Source organism: uncultured Pseudoalteromonas sp. (genome assembly GCF_963922945.1).
Classification (GTDB): Bacteria; Pseudomonadota; Gammaproteobacteria; order Enterobacterales; family Alteromonadaceae; genus Pseudoalteromonas.
In genome coordinates, this window is record NZ_CAWUKC010000031.1 from 1 (window position 1) to 16,680 (window position 16,680).

At 41.0% G+C, this 16,680-nt stretch carries 12 protein-coding genes; 6 read left to right on the forward strand and 6 right to left on the reverse strand.

Annotated features, from left to right (window positions below; all coding sequences use genetic code 11):
* Positions 1-1,704: DUF885 domain-containing protein (locus AABI99_RS08690; protein ID WP_338365266.1), on the reverse strand; the 1,704-nt coding region annotated here is incomplete at its 3' end.
* A gap of 217 nt (positions 1,705-1,921) precedes the next feature.
* On the opposite strand from AABI99_RS08690, the gene AABI99_RS08695 reads away from it, so the two are divergent.
* The 6 genes from AABI99_RS08695 (at position 1,922) to AABI99_RS08720 (ending at position 10,436) form a co-directional block, all read left to right on the forward strand.
* Complete coding sequence (locus tag AABI99_RS08695; RefSeq protein WP_338365267.1) at positions 1,922-2,509, forward strand: DUF4202 domain-containing protein; 588 nt, start codon at positions 1,922-1,924, stop codon at positions 2,507-2,509.
* Between the two features lie 39 nt (positions 2,510-2,548).
* Entirely contained in the window at positions 2,549-3,049 is a 501-nt protein-coding gene (locus AABI99_RS08700; RefSeq protein WP_338365268.1) for a zf-TFIIB domain-containing protein, read from the forward strand.
* A 492-nt stretch (positions 3,050-3,541) separates the two neighbouring features.
* Positions 3,542-6,349: a cadherin-like domain-containing protein gene (locus AABI99_RS08705; RefSeq protein ID WP_338365270.1), complete on the forward strand. Its 2,808-nt coding sequence runs from the start codon at positions 3,542-3,544 to the stop codon at positions 6,347-6,349.
* Entirely contained in the window at positions 6,349-9,042 is a 2,694-nt protein-coding gene (locus tag AABI99_RS08710) for a TonB-dependent receptor plug domain-containing protein (protein ID WP_338365271.1), read from the forward strand. The genes AABI99_RS08705 and AABI99_RS08710 overlap by 1 nt, the downstream gene beginning before the upstream one ends.
* Before the next feature lie 12 nt (positions 9,043-9,054).
* Entirely contained in the window at positions 9,055-9,285 is a 231-nt protein-coding gene (locus AABI99_RS08715) for a hypothetical protein (protein WP_338365272.1), read from the forward strand.
* Entirely contained in the window at positions 9,285-10,436 is a 1,152-nt protein-coding gene (locus AABI99_RS08720) for a cytochrome c peroxidase (RefSeq protein WP_338365273.1), read from the forward strand. Before AABI99_RS08715 ends, AABI99_RS08720 begins: the two co-directional genes overlap by 1 nt.
* 76 nt (positions 10,437-10,512) lie before the next feature.
* Here AABI99_RS08720 and der read toward each other — a convergent pair whose 3' ends face one another.
* The 5 genes from der to ispG form a co-directional block, all read right to left on the reverse strand.
* The gene (gene der, locus AABI99_RS08725) at positions 10,513-11,982 is read right to left on the reverse strand and encodes a ribosome biogenesis GTPase Der (protein ID WP_338365274.1); all 1,470 of its coding nucleotides are present in this window, start codon (positions 11,980-11,982) and stop codon (positions 10,513-10,515) included.
* Between the two features lie 74 nt (positions 11,983-12,056).
* A complete protein-coding gene (gene bamB / locus AABI99_RS08730; protein ID WP_338365275.1) occupies positions 12,057-13,235 on the reverse strand; it encodes an outer membrane protein assembly factor BamB in 1,179 nt (392 codons plus the stop codon).
* 10 nt (positions 13,236-13,245) lie between these two features.
* A complete protein-coding gene (locus AABI99_RS08735) occupies positions 13,246-13,866 on the reverse strand; it encodes a tetratricopeptide repeat protein (RefSeq protein WP_338365276.1) in 621 nt (206 codons plus the stop codon).
* A 19-nt stretch (positions 13,867-13,885) separates the two neighbouring features.
* On the reverse strand, positions 13,886-15,166 hold the full coding sequence (hisS, locus tag AABI99_RS08740) for a histidine--tRNA ligase (RefSeq protein WP_338365277.1): 1,281 nt from the start codon (positions 15,164-15,166) through the stop codon (positions 13,886-13,888).
* A gap of 392 nt (positions 15,167-15,558) precedes the next feature.
* Positions 15,559-16,677, reverse strand: coding sequence for a flavodoxin-dependent (E)-4-hydroxy-3-methylbut-2-enyl-diphosphate synthase (ispG, locus tag AABI99_RS08745; RefSeq protein ID WP_338365278.1), 1,119 nt, complete (start codon positions 16,675-16,677; stop codon positions 15,559-15,561).
* Between the last annotated feature and the right edge of the window lie 3 nt (positions 16,678-16,680).

Genomic DNA, 16,680 nt, shown 5'->3' on the forward strand with positions numbered 1-16,680 from the left:
TATCCAATCGTTTATAACGTCTTCAAGTACTGCCATAGGGAGCGAGCCTTGGCCTATTACAGTGTCGTGAAAGCTGCGAATATCAAATTGTGGGCCGAGTTCTTTTTCGGCTTTTGCGCGAAGCTCTCGTATTTTTATTTCGCCCATTTTGTAAGAGAGCGCTTGGCCTGGCCATGAAATATAACGATCTATCTGATCCTCCACGGCGCTTTGTGGTAAAGCGGTGTGACTGGCTAAGTAATCAATCGCTCTTTGGCGGCTCCAACCAAAGGCGTGAATACCGGTATCAACCACTAAGCGCACTGCACGCCACATTTCATAGCCTAAACGACCAAAGTCGCTGTATGGGCTTTGATAAAAACCCGCTTCTTTACCTAAGCGCTCTGTGTAAAGTGCCCAACCTTCGCCAAATGCAGAGTGGCTAAGGGTGCGTCTAAATTCGGGTACATTTAACTCCATAGCAATGGCGTTTTGTAAATGGTGCCCAGGTATGGCTTCGTGCAGGCTGAGTGCTTCTAAATTATATAAAGGCTGCAGTTTAGGTGTTGAGGCTAAAAAGTAAGTACCTGGCGAGCGATTGTCGGCCGGTGGCATATAAAACGCCCCGCGACTCGCTGAGCCCTTAATAGTAAAGGTGTTACGCGGTAAGTGGCTAAAGTAAGTGGGCAATTTGCCATACATTTTTTGCGTAATGAAAGCGGTTTTTTCAAGTAGGTCTTGCGCGTCTTTTGCGTAAAATTGCTCATCGGTTGCTAAAAATTCTAAAAACTCACTATAAGTGCCATCAAAGCCAACTTCATCAATAATATTTTGCATTTGCGTTTTTATACGCGTCACTTCTTTTAAGCCAAGCTCATGAATTTGCTTTGGTGTGGCGTTTGTTGTGGTGTAGTAATTAACTGTGTACTTGTAGTAATCAAGCCCGCCTTCAACGCTTGCAATACCCGGCTGCGTTCTACAATGTGGCATGTAGTCGTTTTTAAAAAAGTCGTAAAAATGCTGATACGCAGGAATGACTTTATCTTTAATTACGGCTTGTGCTTTTTGTTGTAAGCTTGCTTTTTGCGCGGCACTAAAGGTATTAGGTATACGGGTAAAGGGCTCGAAAAGGGCGCTGTTTTCGGGGTTGTTAACTATGTGCGCGCTAATGCTTTTGCTGTAATTTTCAAAGGTTTTGCAGTAATGAGTAAAGCCTGTTTTTATACCTTCTTTCATTAAATCAATATTTTGCTGATTAAAGCGTGGGTAGTCGGCAAGGCTGATTAAAAATGCGTTGTAATCATCTGCTGTTAAAAAAGCCATATTAGCGGGCGCTTCTGCAAAGTAAGTATGCCAGCCACTTAAAAAATTTACCGGAAAATACTTATCTTGATAAAGGTAGCTTTGCTGCTCGGTTTCTCGCTCATATTTAAATAAGCGGTAGTTCATTAGCTGCTCGTTGTTGAGCGTTTTTGGGTCAATGCTCGCTAAGCTTTTTAGTACGCTGTTGTTATAAGCTTGGCGCTTTGCAATGGCTTGCTCGCTCCAATTGGGTAATGTGCCGTTGGGTTTCCAACCGTCTGGATCGGTTCGAAAGAATATTTTTTCTGCTTTGGCGTTTTGCCAGTGGTTATCAATAATGGTTTTTAAATCGCTGTTACTGTCGGCAAGGCTTGGTAGCGAGGTGGCTGCTAAGCACATAGCTAAAATACGTTTTTTAAACATAGTCATCCGTTATTGGCGAGTTAGTCGCGCTTTTTTATTTTAATATGTGCTCAATATAGTACCAAGTTAGCTTAATCAATGCGCTTACTTTTATAATTTGTACCTCTAGGCTTTACTTTTTGATTGAACAAATTTCACTGCATAACTGATTGGCGCACTAGTTTATTGTTTTATCAGCGTTTAGAATGATTAAAACTTATTATAAAAAATGACCGTCATGTTTAATAAAGTAATCGCCCTAATTGATGAAGCAAACAACCAAGACCCAAACAGTGAGCAATTTAATGGGGAGAGTGTCCCTAAAGAGTATTTATACTCACAGCGTATGAGCGATATGCTTAGCCGTTTTAAACCCGATGCTGACGAGCTTATGCAAATTGCAGTGCGTGGGCAGCATATACAACGTTGGAAGTCGCCGCGTAGTGACTTTGCAATGAACAAGCAAGGCTATCATCAGTGGCGCAGTGCGCTTTATATATTGCATGCAAGTAGTGTTGTTGCACTTATGCAGCAAGCTGGGTACAGCGAGGCTGAGCAAAACAGAGTGTACGATGCGGTTGCTAAAAAAAATATTAAACGTAATCCAGACAGCCAATTAGTAGAAGACGTAGCTAGCCTGGTATTTATTGAGTATTACATGCTCGGGTTTGCTAATAGCAAGCCTGATTACGATGAGCAAAAATGGATAGGTATTATTCGCCGTACATGGCAAAAAATGTCAGACGAAGCCCATGAGTTTGTACTTGCAGGTAATATTACATTGCCAGCGCCGCTTGTTGGGCTTATTCATAAAGCACTTGAGTAAAGTAGTGTAAGTTAAGTATTAAAATAAAAGGATTTTAGAATGTTATGCCCACGCACAAACACCTCGCTTGAACCGTTATTAATTGGCGGTATTACTGTTTATACCTCAGCACAAGGCGGGGTATTTTTTGATAACAGCCAAATTTTTAAGTTTAGCTCGCCAGAGTTAAAGGATGGTCAGGTATTACTTAAGTATTTGAGTAATTACATTGAAGGCGAGGGCGATGTATCATCGCGAGTAAAGTGCCCTAAATGCCCAAGCATAGTGATGATGCGCCGGTATTTCTCACCACTCAAAGTGGTTGAGATAGACGAGTGCCCAGGTTGTGCAGGCATATGGCTTGATAGCGGCGAGCTTGCAAAAATACACGAAAACCATTTAACCCCCAAAGAACGAAAGCTATTAGCCCACGAAATGGCCACCAATCATGGGTTTATAACTATTGAGCCGCCAAAATCAAAATACTCCCCCAAAGCGCCCAAAAATACCCAAGCCACCACGGTTGAGCGGCTGGTGCAATTAGCATTACTTAATCTTTAATACCAAGCCTCAAAATAGCTCACTTAATTAAGTGAATTGGTATTAATTTTAAGCAAGCAAGTGCTGCTAATAAAATATAACTCGTTATGAAAAAAGATGTAGCTCTTGGTTACTTTGGGTAATCAAATTTTCCGCAGGCTATATTAAAAACCCTCATTTAGGGCTGTATAAATTTGGAGTACAAAAGGTTAATTAATAAACACAACCTAATAAAAAAATTCGCTTCACTACCCTCATGATTTACATACCTTAAAATAGATTACCTAAATAAGCAGTGCGGTAATAAGTCTACATGTGCAGCTTAAAATTCAACCGCTACAGCTAGCTACCCCATGATTAGAAAGGATAATGATTTTAATATTTGTTGGTTAAGTGGTTAACTTTATTTAAAAAATAACACCTTTGTAAATAAATGATTGGAAATCACCAAAAAGCATTGAAAATGATAATTAGTTTCATTAAGATCTCGCTGGAAATTAACAGGGAATTGACATGAAATTAAAATTTTTATCTATAGCAATAAGTACACTAATTCTAAGTGGGTGCGGCGGCTCAGGTTCAGAGTCAAACTCCGCACCACAATTTTCTCAGGCAGCGTACTCTTCATCTTTGGATGAAGATTCGAGCCTGACATTTACTGTAAGCGCAACAGACACTAACAATGATCAACTTAGTTACTCTTTAGCGAATGCTGCGAGTAATGGTAGCGTGAATGTTAATACCAGCACCGGCGAGGTAACGTATTTACCGGATAGCAACTTTAACGGCGCTGACGCGTTTCAAGTGATGGTGTCTGATGGCAAAGACTCAGCAACAACAACAGTATCAATCAACGTGCTAGCAGTGAATGATGACCCTGTTATTAGTATAGATAAAGTTCAGGTTAGTGGCGGCGAGACAAAAGTTGGAACGGTTGCTGCCACAGATATCGATGCAGATACACTTAAATATACAATTTCAAAACAAGCCATTAATGGTGATCTTACGCTTAATTCAGACACGGGTGAAATTACTTATTCGCCAATTACATTGTCGAATGCGGTTGATAGCTTTGAGCTAACAGTTGATGATGGAAATGGTGGTACTGTAAGTAAAACACTCGAAATATCGGCTAATTTATCGACTAATGCGGATCGTGCTTATTATTACTATGCGTCAGAACAGTCACATCTAAAGCGCTCGGAGCAGCTTAGTAATACATTACAAAATGATATTAATATTGGTGAAGTAAACTCAGCTTTGGCAATAGGGTACGCGGAGGCTGGGTTAGAAAACGAGACAGAGCGTTTAATTACACAAGATAGCATTATTCGTGATGAGGTACGCGCTTTAGCACTTGTTAATGTTGCAAATCAATACACTTTATTAGGTAAACTTGAAAGAGCGAATGAGCTTAGATTAGAGGCCAGTAACTTATACTCTACCTATATTGCGACCAAAGGTATTTCGGCATTTACAGCAGACGATCAAGATTTTTTCTATACTTTAGCTGAGTCATACCTAAACGCGGGTGAGCCCACGCTTGCACTACAAAGCTATAATATTCTAGATATCTTATTAAGCTCAGCACTTGATGAGGAACAGACTACTCAAGCGCTAAGATTATTTTTTGGATTTAGAAACACGGTTGAAGATGTAATTAATATTTGGCTTGAAACCCGTACTGAGCAAGATTTTCAATATGCTAAAGATATGGTGGATAGGCTATATACATTTGCCAATAAAATAGGTTACAGCTATGTGTCGAACGACAGAAATGGCAATGAAGGGGAAAAATATTACAGTATACGCCTTGTAGCATTAACTAATGTTGTAGAAAGCTATATAACCTTAAATGAAATAGATGACGCAAAAAATGCAATTGCAGACGCATTAGCCTTAAATGGCGTTGTAAATTACGATGATGCATACCCCCGAGAAGCAGATGAATATGCGCAAGTTACCCTTACCGAGTACCCTTTTGGACTAGTAGACTACGCCAAGCATTTGGTCACGCTTTATCCCGAAATAGATATTGAAACAGTACTATTAAGTAAGTTTGACAAGGATAGTTTTTACTATGATTGGGCTAAAGAAGATGCTGAGGAAGCACTTTTATTTGCATATGTTCGTAGCATTGAAGATGCAGATGAAAGTTTAGCGCTAATTCTTGCACAAAAAGATGAGAGTGATTTAAGAAATTTATTTACAACAATTACATCTTTTAATAGCTCTAACCCTGGTGGTTCTGCAATTTTGATTGAGCAAGGACGTTACGCAGATGCAGCAAAATACATTGCAGAGGGTTTAAGTGTTTTAAGCACTGAAGAATATTTAGCGCAAAATATAGCAACACAAGCATTTGTTACTGGCGCCACGGGGTGTCAGCTTATACTGGATCAGCTATCAACAATAATCAACTTTACGGATGAGCAAACATACATCGATCAAGCCGTATCAACCTTAACGGTGTGCCGTGAAATTTCGCTGCAAAAATATGGGCAAATCAGTGGCACAGATGTAACCACTGATGAGATTGTTGATTCAAGTATTGATCTGATTAAATACCATTATTCATTAGGACAAGCTGAATTAGTAAGCCCGCTAGTTGAAAAAGCACAAAGCTTTATTACAGCATACGATGACAGTCAAATCACGCAAAAATTAATAGATACAGGTAAACTGGCTGCTGCTTTTGCTTATGGCTGTGACTTTGCTACAGCGTTGACTCATTACACTGAATATGTAGAACTAATTAAAGAAATAGAGTCGTTGGTAAGCAGTGAATATCAGTTTTCAGTGACGCAAGACTATTTTGAAGCAACCACTACAAAAGATGATTATCGCTTTGAATCCTACTATAAGTTATTGCTTAGACAAGCCGGAAAAATTGATAATTACCAGCAGCTTCATGAAGAGACGACAACTTTATGGGCAGATTTAGTGAAATGGAATATCACGCGTTTAGACGAAGCCTCACTACAAACACAGTTACAATATTATCCACAGTTTGCTGAGCAATACCTAGCTATCGGGCAATTTGATAGTGCACTTGAATTAAAAGACAAAGGTTCACTTGGGGTGGTTGAGCACGACTCTATTTTGACTTCTGTGATTGAGTCTCTAAGCCAGTTTGATGCGTTTACGGGTGTGAGCATTGCCACTGTAGATACAGATAACGATGGTAAAGCAAACTTCTTCTTACCGTATGCCAGTGAGCAAATGATCGCAGAGTCTGCAATTGAACTTGACTTAGATAGCGATAACGATGGTGTTGATGATCTAACCGATGCTTACCCATTAGATAAGACACGCCAGTAATGAGCTTTATAAATTCGACTTTAGGCATCGTTAGCTTTGCGCTCACGATGCCTACTCTTGCACAACAAGCCACAAGTGATGAGAAAGAAATTACCGAAAGTCGTTATGAAACGTGCGATGGCCAAGATTCTCATTGTGTTAAAAATATTGAGGTAATAGAGGTTAAGGGAGAAAAGTTAAACCCTATCTCTATGGGGGCTCAGGGTGTATATACGTTAGATCGTAAACTAATTAAAGATTACCGTTTTGGCAATGGTAATTTAAATGATCTTCTTGGTGTTTTACCCGGCGTTCAATATGGAGAGTCTGCGTATACGGCTGATCAAGTAAGCAATATTAAACCTGCTGAAGTATCTATTGCAGGAGCTGATGGTCGCGCCACTGCTTATCTTATTGATGGCGTTTCGAATAACTCAAACTTAAACAATGTTGCAGGGAACACCGATAGGAATTTACTCCAAGATGTTGCTGGTCATAGCCAAGAAGTGTTTTTAAACCTTGACCTAATTGAAAGTATAGAAGTTTACGATAGTAATATTCCTGCTAAATACGGTAACTTTAATGGTGGTTTAGTACAAGCACAAACCCGTAAAGCGCTTGATAAACTATCGTTTGGGATAAGCTACCGGCAAACAGCGGATGATTGGGTTGAGTATCATAATTATTACTCACCTGATTTTGATGGCTCAGACACCTTAGAAAATGCGGTGTTCCAAAAACGCGATTTTAGTACGTATATCTCAGCGCCAGTTACCGATAAGCTCGGTGTTGTGGCACAGTTTCAATACTTAGAGTCACAAGAAAGCCTAGAGCAGTTAGGTGCGCTAAGGTTACAAGAACAAACAAACTACAATGGTTTTATTAAGTTTGATTATTCTTTGACACCGAATGATGATATTTCACTGAGTTATTTATTTGCACCTTACGAGGGTAACTATTTTGATGTTAATGCGCTTAATAGCGATTATACCATTGAAGGTGGTGGCACAAATGCGGTACTTACTTGGCAAGCGGATAGAAGTTGGGGTTATATTAACTCACAATTAAGTTGGCGCAGCAGTGAAAACTCTAAAAATGCGAATTCAGCATGGTATACCTGGTTAAATACCGCAGGTAAAAACTGGGGTGAATATGACGGGTCTATAAACAGTCTTGAAGGTGGTTTTGGTGATATTAAGAAAACCCAAGAAACGCTAAGCGTTAAACAAGATTTTGAAATCCCTTTAGCAAAAGTATTGGACGGTGATTATAGTCTTTCAATAGGTTATGCATTAGAGCAGCAAACATCTGTATTTGAGCGTTTAGAAGATGCCATAGTGTATAACGGGTCAATTATCTCCCCAATGATTGATTGCGCAGGGTATCAGTTTGATTGCGTAGAAACACAGCTATATAGTTCTGTCGCTGATCTTGAAGAAGAGCTAGGGCGACCACTTGACTTGCAAAACAATGACGACTTTTTACTGTACCAAAGTAATATTCAACAAACAGGGCAATATTTTCAAAGCCGCCAAGTAACGCCTAAAGCGAAAGCTGAGGCGCAAGTAAATGTGTTTTCAGCTTACCTTGAGAACCAACTTGAATGGCAAAACTATTCGTTAACATTGGGCTTTAGGTACGATTACAATGACTTTTTTACTAATCATAATTTAGCACCACGTTTACGTGGCACTGTTTCGCTGTTTGAAGGAGATGGCAAAATTGTACTTGGTGCAAATCGCTATTACGCAAGTGATGCAATTAATTATAAATTAAATGAAGCGATGCTCCCCACCCACAGTGAAGTGAGGGCTATTTATCAGCATAGGCCTCAGCAGTGGCAAGCTTCGCTTACGAACACAGGTTATCGCTATGTTTATAATGATTTAGAAACGCCGTTTAGTGATGAACTCACAGCAGCTTATCGACATCAACTGCTCGGTGGAACGCTTGAGTTAAAGTGGCTGTATCGTGATCAGCAAGACAGCATAAATCGCGTTAGAGGAACCAATGACCTAGGTGAAGCAATATTATATGGGGCTAACTCAGGCAGTAGTGAGTATCAGCGTTATAGCCTTTCATGGATGGCAACATATGATAATCAACACATTGAGTTTAATGTATCGCACGCAAGTAATACCACAAGCGCTGAACAATTCGATGGTGAAACACGCACTTATATTAATAGCAACGATTACTTCCTAAATTTTTCGTATGATGATAATGAACTAGTTTATTTAAGATCTGATAATTATGAGTTGAGCAGCCGAAGTGTGAACGATACTTATCACTTAATTACTCGTCATGATATGGAGCTTGAAAAACAAGATTTTAACCGACCAATAATTGCTAACTTAAGCTGGGGTGGCGATTTTGGTAATTGGCAGCTGTCTGCTTATGCGCGCTTTAACGGTGCGCAGGATGTAGTTTATGCAACAGGCACCACAAAATCAGTCAGTGAAGCCACCTCTATCTGCGATGGCTGTGCACCAAACAGAAAAGAATACCCCGTGTATCGAATAGAAAAGCGACCAAGTTTTTGGTTACTAAGCGCTAGCGTTAAATACTCGTTAGTAGTAGCACGTGATTACACAATGACTTTAAGTTTTGAAGGTGAAAATATTTTAAACGAGCGTACTTATCAAGTTAGCCCTTATACAACAGGTGTTGAGCTTGGACGACGCTTTTGGTTAGGCATTAATTTAGATTATTAAGAGGAAATTATTATGGCACCAATACTTGTATTAACCCTTTCGGCTACACAGCTATGCTATAACGCAGACGCTGACACCCATGCAATTAAAATAGAACAGTTTATTTCTGAGCCAGCAGCGTTAGTGTCTGCAAGAAAAAATCGCGAGGATATGTGTTTAGATATAAATGAATTACATATTGAAGAAGTTAAAAAGCTTGTTGCAGCTGATGGCAAAACTTTTTCCTTAGAAAAAAATAAGTAATGTTTAAACCCTTTCATTTATTTTTAGCGATATTAATAGGCTGGGCATGTAATTTAAGTGCTCAGCCAGTTAACTTTGAGTCTTTACGTGAGCAATACCTTCAATCTAGCGATAAGTGGCCAAAGCCTTTTTTAGACCCCGGTATTGCGCATAATGAGATTGGTTTATTACCAGAGATCACATTTCCTAAATCAAACCCTTTTTCAGTGGCTAAAATGCGCCTAGGGGAAGCGCTATTTCACGATCCTATTTTATCTTCATCTAAGCATATAGCGTGTGCGAGTTGCCACGATAGAGACTTAGGCTGGGCAGATGGTCGTGAAGTATCGTTTGGTCACAATCGTCGTTTTGGAAAACGTAATGCACCCAGCATTGAAAATGCAGCGCTATGGGAAAATTTATTTTGGGATGGCAGAGCAAGCTCACTAGAGCAACAAGCATTAATGCCGATACAAGATAGTAATGAAATGAATTTTTCGCTGTTTGAGTTAGCGCTAAGATTAAATATTAACGCGAACTATAAAAGTAAATTCAATGACGTATTTGGCAAAGATATAGTGGAGGTTAGTGATGTAGCAAAAGCGTTGGCTACTTTTCAACGGACTATTCGTTCGCGTAATTCAGACTTTGATTATTTTATGCATGCAATTGCGGAAGAAGACGAAGAAAAAAAGACTTTTTATGCTAAACAATTAAGTGATCAAGCGTTGTGGGGGATGCACTTATTTAGAACCAAAGCGCGATGTATGAATTGTCACTCCGGCGCACTTTTTTCAGATAATGAATTTCATAATATTGGCCTTACTTACTATAAAAGAGAGTATGAAGATCTTGGGTTATTTAATATCACTGGTATGCCTGATGATGTAGGTAAGTTTAAAACACCTAGTTTACGTGGGGTAATGAATACTAAACCGTGGATGCACAATGGTTTATTTGCAAGTATGGAAGGCGTCATCAATTTATATAATGCAGGTGGTGTTAGGATACCTAAGGACAAGAATGATGTTTTTTTTCCTGAAACATCATCTATTTTACAGCCGTTATCACTAACCGCAGAAGAAATGAAAGCATTAGAGGCATTTTTAAATGCCATTACTGCTCACCCGGCCAGAGGGCCGCATTTTTCATTCTTATCGCAATCCAAATAAAATTTATAGTGAGCCATAAAAAACCTTGTAGAGACGTACTCTACAAGGTTTATTTTACAGCTTACAGCTTACAGCTCTAAGACTTATTACGGTTTTCTTTTGCAAAGGCACGTATTTTACGCTTTTGCGAAAGCGTTACTTTATTGGTACGCCCCGCATATGGGTTATCACCTTCTCTAAATTCAATTTTGATTGGGGTGCCCATAATTTTAAGTGCTTTACGGTAGTAGTTCATCAGGTAGCGTTTGTAGCTATCTGGTAAATCGTGAACTTGGTTACCGTGAATTACGATACGTGGCGGATTATAACCACCGGCATGCGCGTATTTAAGCTTAACACGGCGGCCACGCACAAGTGGCGGCTGGTGATCGGCTTGTGCCATGTCCATAATACGGCGAAGCATTGCGGTGCTAATACGCTTAGTTGCTGACTCGTACGCTTCATCTACCGACTCGAATAAGTGACCAACACCTGTACCGTGAAGTGCAGATATAAAGTGTAAGCGTGCAAAGTCAACAAAGCCTAAACGGCGATCAAGCTCTGTTTTAATACGATCTTTAACGTAATCGTCAAGCCCATCCCATTTGTTCACGGCAATAACCAATGAGCGGCCTGAGTTAAGTGCAAAACCTAATAAACTTAAGTCTTGATCAGAAATACCTTCACGTGCATCAACAACAAGTAGCACAACATTGGCATCTTCAATGGCTTGAAGTGTTTTAATGACTGAGAACTTTTCAACGACATCGCTTACTTTTTTACGCTTACGAACACCTGCAGTATCTATTAAAATATATTCTTTGTCGTTGCGGGTCATCGGAATATAAATAGAGTCACGGGTTGTCCCTGGCATATCGTATACAATGACACGTTCTTCACCGAGTATACGGTTTGTAAGTGTAGACTTACCAACGTTAGGGCGACCTATAATGGCTAATTTGACGGGTTTATCAGCAAAGGCTTGGTGGTCTGTATCGTCGTCTTGCGTTTCTTGATAAAGGTCGATTAACTCGTCATCTTCATCGGCAACATCTTCATCAAGTGCGGCAAGCTCTGCAATTACAGGTTGTAATGTGTGCTCTAGAAGCTGTGTAATACCACGGCCATGCGCCGCTGCAATGTGGTGTACTTCGCCTAGTGATAGCTGGTAAAACTCAGCGCAATTTGAGTCGGCATCTATTCCGTCTGTTTTGTTGGCTACAACAAAGCTTTTTTTCTCCTGCTTGCGCAAGTGATTAGCAATGGCTTGGTCAGCAACGGTCATACCTACACGGGCATCAACCAAAAACAGCACAATATCGGCTTCTTCAATGGCAAGTAGCGACTGGTCAGCCATTTCGGTTTCGATGCCTTCTTCAGTGCCATCAATACCACCCGTGTCTACCACGATAAATTCATAGCCATCGTAATCAGCTTGGCCATATTTTCTATCTCGTGTTAAACCTGGAAAATCGGCTACGAGTGCATCACGAGTACGTGTTAAACGGTTAAATAATGTGGATTTGCCCACATTGGGTCGCCCAACAAGAGCGATCACGGGAAGCATAAACTACCTCTTTAAAAAACAACAAAAGGCTTCGCAGTGCGAAGCCTTACAAAAAACCTTTAAGTGTTAGCTAGTTAGTTAGGTAGGGTTACCACACTAACTTCACCATCACGGGTGTATAAAATTAGCTTGTCGTCGGCTACAACAGGCTCTACAAAAAAGCCTGAGCTGTCAAATTCTTCACGAGATACTAACTCGCCAGTGTCTTTGTTAAGCCAATGTAGGTTACCTTCTTGGTCGCCTAAAGCTAAGTGGCTACCTGCAACGGCAGGGCCTGTTAAGTACCAGCCACGAAGAGCCGGTTGGCTCCAACGTTCAATACCTGAATTTTTATCTAATGCGTAAATTACGCCTTCGCTATCCACTACGTAAATAGTTTGTGCATCCATCGCAATTTCGCGGTAGCTGCTGTATTCACGTTTCCATACTACATTACCCGAGCGAATATCTACCGCTGCTAGGTTACCGTTATAAGCAATAGCATAAGCGTAAGGGCCGCTAATAAGTGGTTGCGTGTCTACATCAATCAAACGCTCAAACTCAGATGCGCCTTTAGCTACGGCAATTTCTGCACTCCATGCCGAGTAGCCACTTTCTGAAATTAGTACGCTTAATTTGCCTGTTTCTAGGCCCATTAATACACCACCGTTTGCAACGGTCGGTGAGCTTTGACCACGTAACGTAAGTGGTGGAACTTCTTGCTCAAAGTTCCAACGTTCATCGCCAGTATCTGGGTGAAGCGCTAATAATTTACCCGAGCCTAAATTAACAAAAATTAAGCCATCGCCAGCAGCGGGCTTAGATAGTGCTTCGCCTGGCACATTTTTACGCCAGACTTCTTCACCTGTTTCGCGGTCAAGAGCAATAACAAAGCCGTGCTCAGAGCCTATATAAATTTTACCATAAGCTTGTAATATACCGCCTGATAATTTTGCTGTACCGTTATCAGACCATGGCCAAAACGATAAGTCTTCACGTACATCGGTTTCCCACAGTGTATCGCCTGTTGTTAATGATAAAGCTTCAACTTGGCCTTCGCGGCTGGCTACAAACACAGTATCTTTGTATACAGCTGGCGATAAACGAGAGAAATAATGCTCTACACCGCTGCCAACCGACTCTTGCCACACTACGTCTGTTTCAAATTGATTAACAATTTCAGGAAGTACTAATTCGTCTTCGTCATCACTTGATGAACAACCAATTAGCGTTGCCATGCACAGTGCTAGAGTTGCTGTTGTTATTTTTTTCATACCTAAAACCTTATGCCGCTGGGCTAGTTACTGCTAGGTCGTCTAATTTAATTTGTAATAAAGGGTTTGTTGTTAAACCGCCTGCATCGGCAGCGGCTTGATACGCAGTGCGAGCTTGGTCTTTATTACCTTGTGCTATGTAAATATCGCCTTTAAGCTCAGCTACATTGGCATTGTAGGCCTCTGGTAGTGGCGAGTTTAATGTACTTAGGGCTTCGTCAAATTTACTCTGCGCAAGTTGAATGCGGGCTAAACGCGTAATGGCAATGGCTTTAAGCTCTTCGCTTTGGGCGTTTGTAACAATCCAGCTTAGTTTTTCGCTAGCTAAGTCTAATTTTTTTGCATCAACAGCGTCTTTTGCCGCAACAAAAGCGGCTAAAGTTGCATAGCTTGTATCTTGGTTGTTTTTAATGAATGTATCGGCTGAGCCAAGTACATCGTCACTTTGTACAAGTGTTGTATATTCGTCAGATGCTTGCTCGGCTGTTGTGATCTGATTTTGGTTATATGCTTTCCAGCCGTATAAACCACCTAAACCTACAATTACACCTAGCGCAAGTGAAATACCGTTTTCGCGAAAAAAGCGCTTAATGGCTTCTGCTTGTTGTTCTTCTGTTGAATAAATGTCCATTACTACCTCTTATGTTAGCTTAGCTATTGATAAGCTCAGCTAATAGCGCTTTAGCTTGTTCTAATTCTAGTGTGACTTGCTCTTTACGCTCGCGTAAATATTTTATGGTCACAACGCCTTTTTCTAATTCATCTTCGCCAATAATAACGGCTACGAGTGCATCGCTTTTATCGGCACGTTTTAGTTGTTTTTTAAAGTTACCACCGCCGGCATGCACCATAACGCGCAAACCTGGTACGTCGCTGCGCAGTTGCGCTGCAATAGCAGGGGCGTGTACGCTTGCTTTGTTACCCATTGCCGCTAAATATACATCAGCATTACGACGAATGTCACCCACACATTCAAGGGCTTGTAGGAGCAATACTAAGCGCTCTAGACCCATTGCAAAACCTACCGCAGGCGTGGCTTTACCACCAAGTTGTTCAACTAAGCCATCGTAGCGTCCGCCGGCACATACTGTACCTTGTGCGCCAAGGCTATCTGTTACCCACTCAAACACGGTGCGGTTATAGTAGTCTAAACCACGTACTAACTTTTCATTCACCGTGTATTTGACGCCAGCTGCGTCTAAACGTTCACATAAATTTGCAAAATGTTCTTTTGATTCAGCATCTAAATGCTCAGATAATTTAGGCGCATTTACTAAAATTGCTTGCACGTCTGGGTTTTTGCTATCAAGTACACGTAGTGGGTTTGAGTACATACGGCGCTTTGAATCTTCATCAAGCACATCGGTATGTTGTTCAAGGTAAGCTACAAGTGCATCGCGGTAATCAGCACGCGCTTCGTTAGAGCCCAATGAGTTAAGCTCTAAACGAACGTGTTCGTTAATGCCAAATGCTTTCCATAATTGCGCGGTAAGTAAAATAACCTCTGCGTCTATATCGGCTGTGGCAATGCCAAATGTTTCTAGGCCAAATTGGTGGAACTGACGGTAGCGACCTTTTTGCGGGCGCTCGTGACGAAACATCGGGCCCATGTACCACAGGCGTTGCTCTTGGTTGTACAGTAAGCCATTTTGGTTACCTGCACGTACACACACAGCGGTGCCTTCAGGGCGAAGGGTTAGCATGTCGCCGTTACGATCGGCAAAGGTGTACATTTCTTTTTCTACTATATCGGTTACTTCACCAATAGAGCGTTTAAATAAGTCGGTTGATTCTACAATAGGAAAACGAATTTCTTGATAACCGAACGATGCTACTGTCTCGCGTAAAATGTTTTCTACTTTCTGCCAAACTTGCGTGTCGCCCGGCAGACAATCGTTCATACCGCGAACTGCCTGAATTTGTTTTGCCACTGATAAATCCTAATTACTGTTTATGTGTAATAAAAAATGCTTACACAACAAGAATGCTAAATATTGACCCGTGATTATATACCCAAATGACCTCATGATGCGAGCGTCGTTGGAATTAAAAGCAATTTAAGCAAGGCATTGATTGAAATTAATAGTGGTTCTATTGCAAAAACCAATAACGCAGTATAAATCGCTTTTAAACCAACCCGTTGGGCGGTTCACAGACACTTACTCTCATCGTTGTTACTTTTTAAAAGGGATTGCCATTTTTAAAGTAACGCTTGATATTATGAGCCTGTGAAATGCTCAATTCTGTACCTTGGGGTCGTTTGGGTATCCTTTAGCTATAAAGGTAAATGCCAAACACCGTGGTTTGGCGTTTTATACGGTATTTATTCGACTATTTTAATATCGATAGGTGTTTGCTGCTCTTTTTGAGCAATAAAATCGCGCACGTAACCTTCGAGCTGATCAACAATGTTATTGTTATCAATACGCGCTTTTTGACGTTCGCCATTGATGTATAAACCAGAGCGGCGGTTAGCACCGGCAAGGCCAATATCACTCACAAGGGCTTCGCCTGGGCCGTTAACAACGCAACCAATCACCGAAACAGACATTGGCTCTACAATATCTTCTAGGCGCTCTTCAAGCTGGTTCATAGTGCTTACTACATCAAACTCTTGACGTGAGCAGCTAGGACAAGCAATAAAGTTAATACCGCGAGAGCGTATACGCAGCGATTTTAAAATATCAAAACCTACTTTGATTTCTTGAACTGGATCGGCTGCAAGCGATACACGTAGGGTGTCGCCAATCCCTTCGGCAAGTAACATGCCTAAGCCGACAGCCGATTTAACCGAGCCTGAGCGCATGCCACCGGCTTCGGTGATCCCTAAATGCAGGGGCTGATCTATTTCTTTAGCAAGCAAGCGGTATGCGCCTACAGCTAAAAATACGTCTGACGCTTTTACCGATATTTTAAATTGGTCAAAATCAAGACGGCGTAATATATCTACATGGCGCATTGCTGATTCAAGTAACGCCTCGGGCGTTGGCTCGCCGTATTTTTCTTGTAGGTCACGCTCTAACGAGCCGCCATTGACACCAATACGAATCGGAATATTATGCTCGCGAGCTGAATCTACAACGGCTTTAATACGCTCTTCACTACCTATATTACCTGGGTTTATGCGTAAGCAATCTGCACCATATTTTGCCACTTTTAAGGCTATGCGATAATCAAAGTGAATATCGGTAACAAGTGGAATGCTCACTTGCTCTTTTATGCTTTTAAACGCTTCAGCGGCATCCATTGTAGGTACAGATACTCGCACTATATCGGCACCAGCATCTTGTATAGCTTGAATTTGTGCAACTGTGGCATCTATATCCATGGTGTCGGTATTGGTCATAGATTGCACAGCAATAGGCGCACCGTCACCAATAGGGACGTTACCTACATTAATACGGGTTGATTTTCTGCGTTTAATTGGGGATTCTGAAAACATAGC

Excerpts from the sequence above, each read along its gene's own strand:
- bamB (WP_338365275.1), bottom strand. The coding sequence starts at position 13,235 with ATGAAAAAAATAACAACAGCAACTCTAGCACTGTGCATGGCAACGCTA.
- AABI99_RS08715 (WP_338365272.1), top strand. The coding sequence starts at position 9,055 with ATGGCACCAATACTTGTATTAACCCTTTCGGCTACACAGCTATGCTAT.
- AABI99_RS08700 (WP_338365268.1), top strand. The coding sequence starts at position 2,549 with ATGTTATGCCCACGCACAAACACCTCGCTTGAACCGTTATTAATTGGC.
- der (WP_338365274.1), bottom strand. The coding sequence starts at position 11,982 with ATGCTTCCCGTGATCGCTCTTGTTGGGCGACCCAATGTGGGCAAATCC.
- ispG (WP_338365278.1), bottom strand. The coding sequence starts at position 16,677 with ATGTTTTCAGAATCCCCAATTAAACGCAGAAAATCAACCCGTATTAAT.
- AABI99_RS08720 (WP_338365273.1), top strand. The coding sequence starts at position 9,285 with ATGTTTAAACCCTTTCATTTATTTTTAGCGATATTAATAGGCTGGGCA.
- AABI99_RS08710 (WP_338365271.1), top strand. The coding sequence starts at position 6,349 with ATGAGCTTTATAAATTCGACTTTAGGCATCGTTAGCTTTGCGCTCACG.
- AABI99_RS08705 (WP_338365270.1), top strand. The coding sequence starts at position 3,542 with ATGAAATTAAAATTTTTATCTATAGCAATAAGTACACTAATTCTAAGT.
- AABI99_RS08735 (WP_338365276.1), bottom strand. The coding sequence starts at position 13,866 with ATGGACATTTATTCAACAGAAGAACAACAAGCAGAAGCCATTAAGCGC.
- AABI99_RS08695 (WP_338365267.1), top strand. The coding sequence starts at position 1,922 with ATGTTTAATAAAGTAATCGCCCTAATTGATGAAGCAAACAACCAAGAC.